Annotated in this window: 8 protein-coding genes; 3 read left to right on the top strand and 5 right to left on the bottom strand. The window is 44.9% G+C overall.

Annotated features, from left to right (window positions below; genetic code table 11):
- Positions 1–385 precede the first annotated feature (385 nt).
- Positions 386–1,300: a phospholipase D-like domain-containing protein gene (locus PXY01_RS09220; protein ID WP_164744356.1), complete on the top strand. Its 915-nt coding sequence runs from the start codon at positions 386–388 to the stop codon at positions 1,298–1,300.
- Positions 1,301–1,903: 603 nt separating this feature from the next.
- Positions 1,904–2,449 (top strand): GNAT family N-acetyltransferase, encoded by a 546-nt coding sequence (locus PXY01_RS09205; protein WP_127569561.1) that lies wholly within the window; start codon positions 1,904–1,906, stop codon positions 2,447–2,449.
- A gap of 63 nt (positions 2,450–2,512) precedes the next feature.
- On the opposite strand, the gene PXY01_RS09200 is transcribed toward PXY01_RS09205, so the two are convergent.
- The 5 genes from PXY01_RS09200 to PXY01_RS09180 form a co-directional block, all read right to left on the bottom strand.
- Positions 2,513–8,284 carry an S-layer homology domain-containing protein gene (locus PXY01_RS09200; RefSeq protein ID WP_127569560.1) on the bottom strand — a complete coding sequence of 1,924 codons (5,772 nt, stop codon included), beginning with the start codon at positions 8,282–8,284 and terminating at the stop codon, positions 2,513–2,515.
- A gap of 212 nt (positions 8,285–8,496) precedes the next feature.
- Entirely contained in the window at positions 8,497–9,171 is a 675-nt protein-coding gene (locus tag PXY01_RS09195; protein WP_127569559.1) for a stalk domain-containing protein, read from the bottom strand.
- A gap of 229 nt (positions 9,172–9,400) precedes the next feature.
- The gene (locus PXY01_RS09190) at positions 9,401–10,144 is read right to left on the bottom strand and encodes an ABC transporter permease (RefSeq protein WP_127569558.1); all 744 of its coding nucleotides are present in this window, start codon (positions 10,142–10,144) and stop codon (positions 9,401–9,403) included.
- A complete protein-coding gene (locus PXY01_RS09185; protein WP_127569557.1) occupies positions 10,131–10,865 on the bottom strand; it encodes an ABC transporter ATP-binding protein in 735 nt (244 codons plus the stop codon). The genes PXY01_RS09190 and PXY01_RS09185 overlap by 14 nt, the downstream gene beginning before the upstream one ends.
- Positions 10,866–10,929: 64 nt before the next feature.
- Entirely contained in the window at positions 10,930–11,691 is a 762-nt protein-coding gene (locus PXY01_RS09180; protein WP_127569556.1) for a MerR family transcriptional regulator, read from the bottom strand.
- A 222-nt stretch (positions 11,692–11,913) separates the two neighbouring features.
- On the opposite strand from PXY01_RS09180, the gene PXY01_RS09175 reads away from it, so the two are divergent.
- Entirely contained in the window at positions 11,914–13,065 is a 1,152-nt protein-coding gene (locus tag PXY01_RS09175) for a sensor histidine kinase (protein ID WP_127569555.1), read from the top strand.
- Positions 13,066–13,173: the final 108 nt, after the last annotated feature.

The raw sequence follows: 13,173 nt of genomic DNA, 5'->3' as shown, positions 1-13,173 counted from the left end.
AGGAGCGACCGCGCTTAAGCGGTAGAATTCATTGCCGATGGAGCACAGACCGCTCCATGCGGAAATATCGGCTATAAAGCCTTGTGAGGCAAGGGTTTCTCTTCGGAGAAACCTTGCCCACATTGTGTATAATGAAGACACCTTAGAGTGATGGAAATCGCTCTAAGGTGTCTTCTGTTTTATCTTGACGAAGGAGATGATGATTTGAGTTCAGAAAGAATTAATTTAGTGCCTGGAATTATTGAATTAGTTTCCTCAAGGGATGAATTGAATTATCAGGAGGTTCTGGATGATTTTCCGAATGCAGATTATATATTTGTAACCACATATAATATCTCGTCCCAAAGAAATCATTTATTAGATTTACTTAAGGATGCTGCAGAACATGCAGAGGTACGTATTGGTACGTATTGTTACAAATATTCCAAATCATTATGATACCTACTATAGTGATTCAGCACGTAAAAAAGCTAAAGATAGCATTACGAATTATACAAGACGGTTGAATTCAAATGAGATAGATGATATAGCCACTTTTTATCATTTTGATAATCATACAAAAATTGTACTAACAAATAATATTGCTTACATAGGTTCAGCGAATTTCTCGGATGAAAGCAAGAATAACAGAGAGACAGGTATAATTATTCGTGACCCCAATAAGGTAAAACTGATTATTGAAAATTTAGTCCCTTTAATTGAAGATGAAGGGATTCAGTATTTCGGTGATATCTTTAATAAAAAGCAAATTACTTTGTCAATGCTATTGTCAGATATGATATCTATTACAGATAGCATGAAGGAAGGATTGTTTACTTATGTAGGTCAATTCGAAGAAAATGAGGTATATAATTCGAGAGATCCATATGTATCTCCTGGAAATCTTATTCATTTCGGTAATATACTGCATGATCTCGAAGAGGAAATAAATGATTTGATTAGCGTGATAGAGCTTGATATCTTTTTTGAGTCAAACATTATTAGTGACCTAGAGACTGCTCGGAATTTATGTGAAGAAGAATCACCTATTTATGAATTAGCATTCTTTGATCATCAAGATTTTGCTTGTGAACTAATTAGTGATGAACTTTCATATTTTGATGAACTAGATGAGGCTACAGAGATAGCGTCCCAACGAGCCTTTAACCGACATGAAGAATTAGCTGAAGAAGCAGAATCTGACGTAAATGAATTATATAGTTTAACCGAAAGCATAAAGAAAGAAATATTAAGGTTTATTGATGAGTTAGAGAAATTGCATAACCAGCAACAAGTCATTAATAATACAAAAAAATACTAAGAGCTATTCAATAATAGCCCTTAGTATTTTAAATTTTGTATGTATTCACTGAATTTTTGTGAGGCACTATAAAAAGTGTTTTTTTTGTAAATGATCCGATAAATAGTAATGCTTTTTATGACGTTGGGGAGATTATTATTACATATAATGAAATTTCCAAAGAAAGACTGCGATTAGGAACTGATTGTGTTTGACACCACTCAGTACTTCACATTCCGTAATCGTCGAAAAGAATATTCGCCGTTTTTCTTCTTGGGCTTGTCGTACTAAGTTAATGGCGGCATGATCGTTGTCCAGAATGGCGATGACGATGTTCGAATCGAATAAATATCCGGAGTGGCTGTGGGTCACTTTCCCCAGCCCTCCCGTGACTCCTGAATGTGGTCTAATAATTCTTGCGCTTCCCCGGGTTTCAGAATTCCAGCCACACTTAAAATGTCATCGACAGAGTAATCATCAAAGTCCTCGATGGTTTCTGCTTTATGACATAAGCCTGCCGATTCCCGATGAAGTGATAGTATTATCCGTTGGCTATTTCACAAAAATTAGACTACTGCATCATAGCATTTCTCTCATCGCTATCTATGGAAAGGATTATTAAGAATGAAACAGGATGAACAATTGATTTTAGCGCCTGTACCACAGGAAGAGTTAATAGAATTAAAGAAAGAAATACAGGAAGCGTTTATGAAAGGTTTGCAGGAAAGTTTTAAAGGGGCGGAGGATCCGACAACAATGGGGCCCATCCCGTCTGAAGCAGATTTTGAGCGCTCGTTATTTTCAGAAGAGGCGGTTGTTCGTCAATTTCTCTTAAACGGGGAACGAATCGGTGGCGTCGTGCTACACATTAATACGGATACACAGCGCAATGAAGTCGATTTCTTGTATACGAAGGCGAGTGTACAAGGACAAGGCATCGGGACCAAGGCATGGGAAGCCATCGAAGCAGCATTCCCAGCAACGAAGGTATGGGAGCTGTTCACACCGTATTTTGAAAAGCGCAATATTCACTTTTACGTAAACAAATGCGGCTTCAAAATCGTGGAGTTTTATCATCGCGGCAACCCAGGGCCGAATGTCGAAGGCGAGGAGCCAGAAACAGATGCAGAATATGAATTTTTCCGCTTTGAAAAGGTTATGACAAACTAGAAAAAGACCCTTCCAGCCGGATCATGTCCAGCCGGAAGGATCTGCCTTTACCTGTTGACGCCTTTACTTAGCCAGATATTCGATGAATCTTACAAAGATAGTGGCTAATTCGGCGCGGGTAGCAGTACCTTGAGGGTCGAAAATGTTGTTACCCTTGCCTGTTACAATGCCGATGCCCTTCAGTGCCTGAACAGCCTCTAACGCCCATGAGCTGATCTTGCTTTCATCCGCGAAGGACTTCGATTGGCCTTCAGGGATTTCAATGCCCTTGTACTTCAAGTAGTTGTACAGGATTACCAGCATCTGCTCGCGCGTCATCGGTGAATTAGGATCAAATTTGTCTGCGTTTGTACCGTTGACGATGCCGCTTTCGGCTGCCCATTCGACTGCCGCCGTGTACCACTGACCGGCCGTCACGTCGCTAAAGCGAGAACTTGTGTAACCGGTGCGGTCTATGTTCTCAAGATTGGCCAGTACCTGCACGAACATCGCGCGCGTTATTGAGCTGCTCGGTGAGAACGTCGTGGACGCCGTGCCGTTGACAAGACCGAATGTGTAGGCGGAGTTGACGTAGCTGTAGAACCAGTCATCCACGTTGACATCATTGAATGGATTGCCCGACATCACGAGGAAGCCCAGCGGACTTTCGTCATCCAATACAAACTCCGTGCCCTCATGGATGTTCAGCGATATGGCGTTGTTTAAGCCGACTTTCGCGCCGTTCGATCCTACCACAACCGAGCCGTCACTCAGGATCCTCGATCCGCCGCGGATACTCAACGATTTGCCGTTCGGCAGGTTCACCTGCGCGTCGCCGTCGCCCAATGTAACCGTACCGTCGCTCTCGATCGTCGAGCCGCCCGGAATGGTCACGGTGCTGTTGCCGCCGGATAGCGTCACCTCGGCGTTCTTGTCCGCCGGAATGGTCACTTTACCTTTTGCGTCTATAGTTGTGCCCTCAGGTACTTCAATCTTCGTCCCGCCCTTGGTTGTAATCTCGCCGCCGCCCGGCAGGGTAGTGTTACCGTCTCGGTCCGTGACAGCAGGCTTATCCTTCGGCGTGTTCACGGTGTAGGACGGCTTAGGCGATGTAGTTTCTGTCTCGGTGCCTGTATTGCCGGTGTTACCGCCGGTGTTACCACCGGAGTTGCCGCCGCCATTGCCGCCGCCATTGCCGCCGCCATTGCCGCCGGAAGGATCAGGATTAACAGGAGGGGTCGCCTTCGTTACCGGCGTCGCCGTCGCACTTACCTCGCTACTATCGCCTTTCGCGTTCATCGCGACGGCCTTGAAGGTGTACTCTTGGCCGTTAGTCAGATCCTTGAAGGTATATTCGGTCGCCTCCGCACCTAGTGTGACCGGCGTCACGTCGCCATACCAGACCTTATAGCCCAATATCGCACTGCCGCCGTTATCTGCTGGAGCTGTCCAGTTCAATGTGACCTGTCCGTCGCCTGCCGTCGCTTTAAAGCTGCTCGGAGCACCAGGCACGTCCGCTTTCCTCTGTGCGAACATCCAATCAAAGACGTCGGTGTAATCATTGTCCCAAGCCGGCAAGTTAGAGGATTGTGCCGTAGGAGCTATGCTCCAAGTCCCCATCGTGATCTGGTTATAAAGAACCGCAGCCTCAACCTCATGTGCGATATAGTCCTGCATGATTGGTGTGTTGTCTGGATTCGGTCTCTGACTTGGCTGATCATATTGATTGTATGGCCAAGTAAGAGCCTCATTGCTCTCAAAACGGGAAGCTCTTGCGTTGGTCATCGCCGGCATATTAGTGGTGATGAAGGTATTGAGATTCGTCTGATAGATTCCAACGTTATGAGCATTGATAAACATCCAATAAGCCAGATCTTTGTGAGCTTCGTTCGTACTCGCTTCTGGTGAACCGAATACTGGTGACATCGGTGCACCTGCTGCGAAGAAGCCAGGGTATGTGTTAATTAAGGTGTTCGTATACGCGCCACCCCATGAGAAGCCCGCTACGTAAATCCGGTTAGGGTCTACTAATCCGCGTGCAACTAAGTCGTCGATAACCTTCTTCACATCGGCTGTTTGTGGAGTGGAAGTTCCGTTATAAGAAATATTCAGAATATGGCTAGCATACTTTTTAGGATTTTCTTGCATTTTCTTCATCAGAGCAACCGAACCGTTAGCGGATTTCATAGACGCCTTCTGGTCGAACTGTGCTTGTGTGCCGCCGCGTGACATGCCGTGTGTATAGACATATAGCGGCAATTGTTGCAGCGCTTCACCTTTATCATCCTTGTGAAGGTAGAGTGCGTAATTGACCGAATCGCTCGTATGTGATGTAAACTTGTCAAGAATCGGATTTACAACTTTCTCCTGTTTGAAGACGACATAGCTAAGCGACTCGCCATCTGTTAGCACGATATCTTTATTTTGAATGATATTGTAATTTTGTCTTGTCGAGTTGCTGCTGCCGTCGAGCGTTGTACTGCCGCCGGCCTCTGTATAAAACTCAAGCTCTACTACGATGTAACGGCCGCTTGCCAGTCCGTCTTGATAATCTGGTGAATTGCTTACCTTTCCTTTATAACCGCGCACTTTCGGTTCGTCATTGGCGTATACTCGTGAGATCTTGCGCGTTCCTTCAAAGACCACGGAGTTACCGAAGAGAGTCGTGTTTTTAGCTGACACGGTGAACAAGCCCGGATGAAGCTCGGAGCCTAGTGCTTCATTCCCTTCGCCTAAGTCAATGATAACAGCCGTTGTGTACTCGCCGCTAGCGAAGTTGTCATTCCATACGATAAAAGGAAGCTGGGATGCAGCTGGATCATCTTTAAATGTCACATGAATGTTATGATCCGCGCTAATATTGGTTAAAGTGAACGTATTATCGTTGGCGATCGTCACAGCCTGGCCATCTACCGTTACGGTATCTACAACTTTGCCGTAATCAGGAATAACCGTAAAGATTACATCTTCACCGCTTTCCACTCTCAGAACATTGCCGGGTGCGTTCGGTGATACTTTGCCGCCCGTTTCCGCCTGGGTGGTGATTGTAAATCTAGTGTCCACTTCCTTGGCTTCAATGAGCACCAAGCTGTCTGCAAATGAAGAATGGCCGCTATAACCTGTGTCTGGAGTTCCGAAAGCAGAAACGACTTCATAGCGATCTCCGCCGTTCGCCGTCGAGTTATTGATATAAACCTCGAAGGTAAACTTGCCTGGCTCTAAGGTCAAATTTCTTTTTGGTATTCTCATTTCTACAACGTAGCCCGTGTCTGTGATCTGGGTCCACGCAGCTCTGCCTAGCTCGGACTGTCCTGAGAACACGCCCGTCGCACTGACACGCCATTGGTTTGAACCGCTCGATCCTGGGCCGACATAAAACTCTAAGCTATCGTACGTATGATCCGAACCAGGTCCCCGATATAGATTGCTATCCTCTACAACTACGCGAGCATATACGTAGTCGTTGTCCCACAGAAGCTTTACTGTACCCGTAGCATGCGGCCTTGGGTCATTAGGTACAGTGCTTTTGTTAATTGGATACTCCTTAGTCTTGGACCACAGTGGATCATCGGACCCGAGCTCAGGAGTTCCGAACATGGCGGTCGGGGCATCAGGCAGCACGCTTGGTTTACTTTGCGAATACATCCAATCAAAGACGTCGGTGTAGTCATTGTTCCAAGCCGGCAAGTTAGGGGACTGTGCGATCGGAGCTATGCTCCAAGTCTCCTTCGTAATCGGATTCTCCATTGTAATCCCGTTGTAAAGAACCGCTGCTTCTACTTCGTGTGCTATATAGTCAAGCAGGGGAGGTGTGCTGTTCGGATTTGGTCTCTGACTTGGCTGATCGTATTGATTGTATGGCCATGTAAGAGCCTCATTGCTCTCAAAACGAGATGCTCTTGCGTTGGTCAGATCTGAAATATCATTGTTAATGAAATTATCGAGCAGCGATGCATTTACTCGAGTGTCATACGCGTTTACAAATATCCAATAGGCCTGGTCTCTGTGAGCTTCGTTGGCGCTCACTGACGGCGCGCCGCTTGCAATTCCCATAGGTGCTGCTGCTGCGAAGAAACCAGGGTAGGTGTTAACTAAGGTGTTCGTAAACATTGCACCCATCGAGAAGCCAGCCGCATAAATACGGTTAGGATTTACTAACCCGCTAGCAACCATATTGTCGATAATCTTCTTAACGTCGCCTATGTCTGGTGCGGAACCGCCGCTATAAGAAATATTCAGAATGTGGCTAGCGTATTTGCCAGGATTTTGTTCGATTCTCTTCATCAGAGCAACCGAACCGTTAGCGGATTTCATAGACGCCTTCTGGTCGATATGGGCTTGTGTGCCGCCGCGTGAAAAACCGTGAGTATAGACATATAGCGGCAATCCTTGCAGCGCATCACCATTATCATCCTTGTGAAGGTAGAGTGCGTAATTGACTGAATCGCTTGTAAGTGGTGTGAACTTGTCAAGGATCGGATTCACAACGTTGTTTTGTTTAAAGACAGCGTTGCTGATCCGATCGCCTCCAGTTAGCACGATATCGCCGTTTTGAACGACGTTGTAATTTTGCTTTGTCGAGTTACTGTTGACATCCAGCGTTGTTTTACCGCCGACTTCTGTATAGAATTCAAGCTCAACTACAATGTAACGGCCACTTGCTAGCCCGTCCTGATAATCTGGTGAATTGCTTACCTTTCCTTTATAACCGCGCACATTCGGTTGGTTATTGGCGTATACTCTTGAGATTTTGCGCGTTCCTTCATAGACCACGGAGTCGCCGGACAAGGTCGTGTCTCTAGCTGACACGGTGAACAAGCCCGGATGAAGCTCGGAGCCTAATGCTTCTTTTCCTTCGCCTAAGTCAATGATGACAGCCGTTGTGTACTCGCCACTAGCAAAGTTATCATTCCATACGATAAAAGGAAGCTGAGAAGCGGCTGGATCATCTTTAAATGTCACATGAATTTGATGATCAGCGCTTATGTTGGTTAAAGAGAACGTATTATCGTTGGCGATCGTCACAGCCTGACCATCAACCGTTACGGTATCTACGATTTTGCCGTTATCAGGTATAATTGTGAATACTTTGTCTAATCCGGGGGTGACTTTCATAACATTGCCGGGTGCATTCGGCGTTATTGTGCCGCCCGTATCCACCTTGGTGGTGATTGTAAATCTAGTGTCCACGTCTTTGGCTTCAATGAGCTCCAAGCTGTTCTCAAATGCAGCATGGCTGCCAAAACCCGTGTCTGGACTTCCGAAAGCGGAAACGACCTCATAGCGATCCCCGCCATTCGCCGTAGAGTTATTGATATAAACCTCGAAGGTTAATTTGCCTGGCTCCAAGGTCAAGCTTCTTTTTGGAATTCTTGTTTCCACGATGTATCCCGTGTTCGTGATTTGGGTCCATGCAGCTCTGTCCGTATGGGACTGTGCTGAGAACACGCCAGTAGAACTGACACGCCATTGGTTTGAACCGCTGGACCCTGGGCCGACATAAAACTCTAAGCTGTCGTACGTATGATCCGCACCAGGTCCTTGATATAGATTGCTATCCTCTACAACTACGCGGGCATATACGTAGTCATAGTCCCACAGAATCTGTACGGTGCCTGTAGCATGTGGCCTTGGGTCACCGGGTACAGTGCTTTTGTTGATTGGATACGTCGTTGTTTTGGACCATAATAGATCATCTGACCCGAGCTCAGGAGTTCCGAACATGGCAGTCGGTGTGTCATTCGCATCTGCATGCACCATGTTGTCCGTGTAGCCGGCAAGGTTGACAGGCAGTAGCGATGCCACCAAGACCAAGCAGCAGAGGAACGAGAGCATTTTGCTAAAACGTTTTGGCATTAAATAATAACCCTCCTTTGTATTTCGATCCGGCGCGCTGGTGGTGCACCCCCCTTGCGTACCTGGATCATAATTGGATGAATTGCTAGTAATTATTTAATCATCCAAATCTATGATATGGCTTTCTTCCTCCATTTTCAACAATTATGTGAAAGCGTTTACTTAAATAATTAAAGGAATCTCCCTCATGAGGAAGATTCCTTATGTAAAACTTATTTGTAATAGGAAGTAGTCAATGGGACAAAGACAGTGGTATCGCCTTTTACGCTGCCTTCAATATATAACGATTTCACACCGGCGATGTTGACTTCGATCGTCACTAGGCCTTCCTCGGCCTTGATTAAATCTACTTTTTTCAAGATCGTAGAGGTGGAGGATTCTTGGATCTTAAGGTCCGTAATATCGCCGTTAACAGCCGCGATCTGAAGGTAGAGCGTTTGATACTGTTTCTCCGGATAGAGCATAAAGCTGGCGGAACGGTTGCCGGAAGCATCGTTATAATAAGCTTCTTTGTAATCCTTGCCTTTGTAGGTTGTTTTCACTGGGTCCTTCGTATAATACATATCTTTGAAGCCATTCGCAATAGAAACGCCGTCGACCTTCTCGCCTAACGAAATGGTCTGAGTAGCCGCATCATAATTAACCGCTACACCAAGAGCATCAGAGACTGCACGAATTGGCAAGTAATTTGCTCCTTGATAGGTGATCGGTGCAATTGCGTTCCCTTTGCCATCACGCAACTCAACGTATGTACCATCGACCTTCACTTTGATATCAGGGTTAAGGTACGCTTTGATTTCTTTCAGCTTAGTTGCTGCTAAAGCGCCCGTCCCCATGCTGGCCAACATTGATGCACTTATAATCGCTACTAATACTTTCTTCTTCATGGACTCACTCTCCCTGTGGCAAGTATTCCAAATATTTATTAATATTGTAGAAAAATTAATTCCTAAAGACTATAGTTCTTTTGGATTAGATTTTATATAAAGTTCACGTTTTCCAATTTGTATTCATGATAAAAATCAACTATAACAGGACTTGAAACTATGAATAAGAATTTAAAAATATATATCACTGAGGGTACATGAATACAAAGTTGCCTACACGGTTGAAAAATTAATCCCATTTGAAAAAGCGAAGGGACAAACTTATACAGATGACCATCAATATAATCATTACGACCACAGGAATGGTGACACTATCCATCGGCAGCCCAAGTGAAGCGGCTTTCAACATCTTAATGCCCTGTGTTAACGGCATTATGTCTGCCACTTGTTGAAGTGCTGAAGGCATAACTTCATAAGGTAGGGTAGCACCGGAGAAAATGAGCATTGGAAAATATAGCAGGCTGGCTGCAGCGCCTGCTGTTTTCACATTAGGCGCCAGACCGCCCACCAGCAGCCCTATGCTAAACATGGATAGCATGACTAGGAAGTACGCGCCAGTAAATTGAAGCCATGAGCCGAGAAATTGATAGTCAAAGCAAATGGTTGCAGTCAAGTAAACAAGGATGAGTGAAGCAATGGAGTAAATCGCGTATACGACAACCTGTACGGCTAGGATAAGGGCGGGACTGGTCGGCGTTACCTTAAAGCGCTTGAGTATCCTTCTGTTTCGGTAATCGGAAACAACCAAAGGAAGGCCCATCACTCCCCCGGCGCATATCGCAATGGTCACCACCGCTCCAAAGGATTGTTCCAGGAAGGTATAAGCTGCACCATCAAAGGCAGGGCTGTCTCCGAAAATCGCCCCTAAAATGATGACCACGACGACAGGCATGCAGATCGCAAAGATAAACATATCCATCCCGCGCAGCGATAGCTTGAGCTCTGTTTTGAGCAACGTCCTAAATGCTCCCATATTCATTGTCCTCCTCGTCTGTATACCAAAGATAGGCATCCTCAAATTTGTCATAAGGGCTGGCTGCAATCGCTTCTTGCACGGTCCCGTAAAAAATGCTTTTTCCTTTCTTCAGAATCATGATTTTGTCGCAGAGAGCCTCCACCTCGTCCATAAAGTGAGAGGTGAGCAGGATGGTTAACCCTTGTGCCTTTAAGTCGGCAAGACTTTTCCACACATCCCGTCTTGCTCTCGCATCAAGCCCTGTAGTCAACTCGTCTAAAAAAACAACCTCAGGATTTGGAATCAACGCAAGAACGATGAACAGTCGCTGCTTCTGTCCACCTGAAAGCTCGCTTACATAGCTATTCAGCTTGTCGGAAAGCCCAAACTGTTTGATCAAGCTCCTATAGTCTGTAACGGTTTGATATAGGGATGCAGTGACCTCACACAGCTCTATCACTTTAATTTTCTCTTGGTAATTAGCTTCCTGAAATTGAACGCCGACCTTCTCAAACAGTTTTTTTCGTTCTTTTTGCGGGTTCATTCCCAATATGGATACCGTACCACTGTCCTGTTTTGTGGTGCCTAATATACACTCCATGGTGGTGCTTTTACCTGCACCGTTTGCACCCAGCAAGCCGAACACTTCACCGCGGTCAATCGATAGATTTAGATGATCAACTGCTTTGACGCTAGCGTAAGACTTGCTCAAGTTTTCTACCATGATCGTTGTTTCCACTTATCGATTCCCTCCTGAATTCTCTATTCACTAAATTAAAATAACACCAGAGCAAAGTCTGGTGTTATGCTGTAGGGTTTATTGAAAAATGCTTTTTCATTTCCTCAAGGTGAGTGAGTATCATTCGAGCGTTTATCTCCGCATAATGCAGGGACGTGAGCAGCTTATCGCATACGGAGATAATATCATCATTTTCTTCGGGAGTATCAATTGCTTCTCTTATGTCCGTTTCGGGATCACTGGATAAGGCATTCAGCAACCGCAAGATTGCGGTAAGGGAATAATTTGCACAACGTAAAGACCGAATAATTTTCAGCCGTCTAATATCGTCATCGGAATAAACACGATAACCATTTTGTTTGCGCTTGACGGTCAATAAACCATTCCTTTCCCAATTTCTTAAAGTATCCATTGAGATATGGAGAAGGTCTGCCGTTTCTTTTCTAGTTAAGACTGCTTTGCTCCGTTCTTGGCTTTCGCCTGACAACAGCGTTTCTGTAATCGCTATCGCTTCTTCGGCGTTTTGTTGTTCACTTTTTATTTGTTGGTAATAGCACTCCGTAAGATGAATAGCTTTGTCGAAATTTCTGGCAGAGGCGGTCTTAATAATATCAATTGCTTGTTTTCGCAGACCGTTTTGTAATACCTCCACTTGTAGAGCAGTTCTTGCAAATTTAAGCTGTTCCATATGGAGATCCGTAAAAACACGATAACCATTCGCCTCTCGTTCCGGTTTTGGAATAAGTCCAAGCTTTTCATAAAGTCGTACCGTGTTAGGGTGGATTCCGAAGCAATGCGCTATTTCTGCGGTTTTATATTTTTTCATCCATTTCATCACCTCATTCCTGCACTGTATCATCACTTTATAAGTCTGGTGTTACAGTGGAGGGTTTCTAGGTGTACCCTGAATCTGCATATTCCCTCACTATTGTAGAAATATAATTAATCTAGTACTAGAGGGAAAAAGCGGTCATATCGTATACTTACAAAATAAGAGAAAGATTCATCGTTCTCTATTAATATTTTCCATTAGGTGGTAGAAAATACAGTGAAAAAAGTGTTCCAATTCATGAATTGGGGGATTTTTGGACTAAGATCATACTGGTATATCATTCAAGTTCTAGAGCTGCTTCGAGAGCAAGGGGATAGCCTCACTCATGTCCTCATCATCTTGTGGGCACTGGCAGCTTATTTGATCCCATGTATTTTCTGGATTCCGCAAATCAGAGAAAAGCGAGAAGCCTTTTGTATTTCTGAAACCGTTATCGGGGGCTCTCTACTTGTATATTTGTTAATATCGACAGGGGAAACCACCTATTTCTATTTCATTCCGGCATTATCAATCGGCTATATGATCTCGCGTAAAGTATTCTGGATTGCCCCTGTTGTTCTATTGCTTCCATATGCATCCACTTTATCGGGGGAGCTTTCCTTCTGGAAGGCGACGGGCTTAATATCCGATTTGGTATTGTTTTTGGCGATTGGCTTTTGGATTGGTTTTATTGGCAATGCCTACCGGACGAATAGCATGCTAATGATCGAAATCGATAAAAAGAACAAACTTCTCACACAATACGCTTTGCAAATCGAAAGGCTTACTTTATTGGAAGAAAGAAACCGTATGTCCAAGGAACTGCATGATACATTAGGGCACTCCTATATTTCGCTCGTAATGGGTTTGGATGCAGCGATTGCACTTCTGGATAAGAATCCTCAGGGAGCAAGAGACAAATTGCTGCGATTGAGGGACTTGACGGAAAGTAATGTGGATGAGATGAGAAAGCTGGTTCATGCGAGCGGCGAGGATGAAATGCTGATGGACCAGATTGTGGAGCTCATCGAAAGTTTCAAAGAGTTTACCGGTACAGAGGTGGAGCTGCGTATTGACGGTACAGAGCAGGTTCTAAGCTCACCTGTTCGCCAGACCTTGTTACGCATCGTACAGGAAGCATTTACGAACGCAGTTAAGCATGGAGGGGCCACAACTATCACTCTGGAATTCCACTTCTCCTCCGATCAAGTGAATATGACAATTCGTGATAACGGTAAAGGTGCAGCGAAAATAAAAGAAGGCTTCGGTCTTACGACGATGAGAAATCGGCTCCAACCATTTCAAGGTCAGCTACAGGTTCTTTCATCGCCTTCCAACGGGACGCAATTATTAGTCACGATTCCAATAACAAAAGGGGATACTTACTAAATGAGACTGCTTATAGCAGATGACCAAGAGCTTATTCTTGAAAGCTTAAACATCGTGTTGGGTATGGAAGAGGATATTGAAATTATTGGGCTTGCCAAGGATGGTCAT

Source organism: Paenibacillus xylaniclasticus, from assembly GCF_004001065.1.
Classification (GTDB): domain Bacteria; phylum Bacillota; class Bacilli; order Paenibacillales; family Paenibacillaceae; genus Paenibacillus_T; species Paenibacillus_T xylaniclasticus.
Note: the sequence above shows the minus strand (reverse complement) of the source record. Positions and strands in the feature narration are given on the sequence as shown.

Bases quoted from the DNA above. Each gene is read 5' to 3' on its own strand.
- PXY01_RS09220 (WP_164744356.1), top strand. From the start codon at position 386: ATGCAGAGGTACGTATTGGTACGTATTGTTACAAATATTCCAAATCAT.
- PXY01_RS09205 (WP_127569561.1), top strand. From the start codon at position 1,904: ATGAAACAGGATGAACAATTGATTTTAGCGCCTGTACCACAGGAAGAG.
- PXY01_RS09200 (WP_127569560.1), bottom strand. From the start codon at position 8,284: ATGCCAAAACGTTTTAGCAAAATGCTCTCGTTCCTCTGCTGCTTGGTC.
- PXY01_RS09195 (WP_127569559.1), bottom strand. From the start codon at position 9,171: ATGAAGAAGAAAGTATTAGTAGCGATTATAAGTGCATCAATGTTGGCC.
- PXY01_RS09190 (WP_127569558.1), bottom strand. From the start codon at position 10,144: ATGGGAGCATTTAGGACGTTGCTCAAAACAGAGCTCAAGCTATCGCTG.
- PXY01_RS09180 (WP_127569556.1), bottom strand. From the start codon at position 11,691: ATGAAAAAATATAAAACCGCAGAAATAGCGCATTGCTTCGGAATCCAC.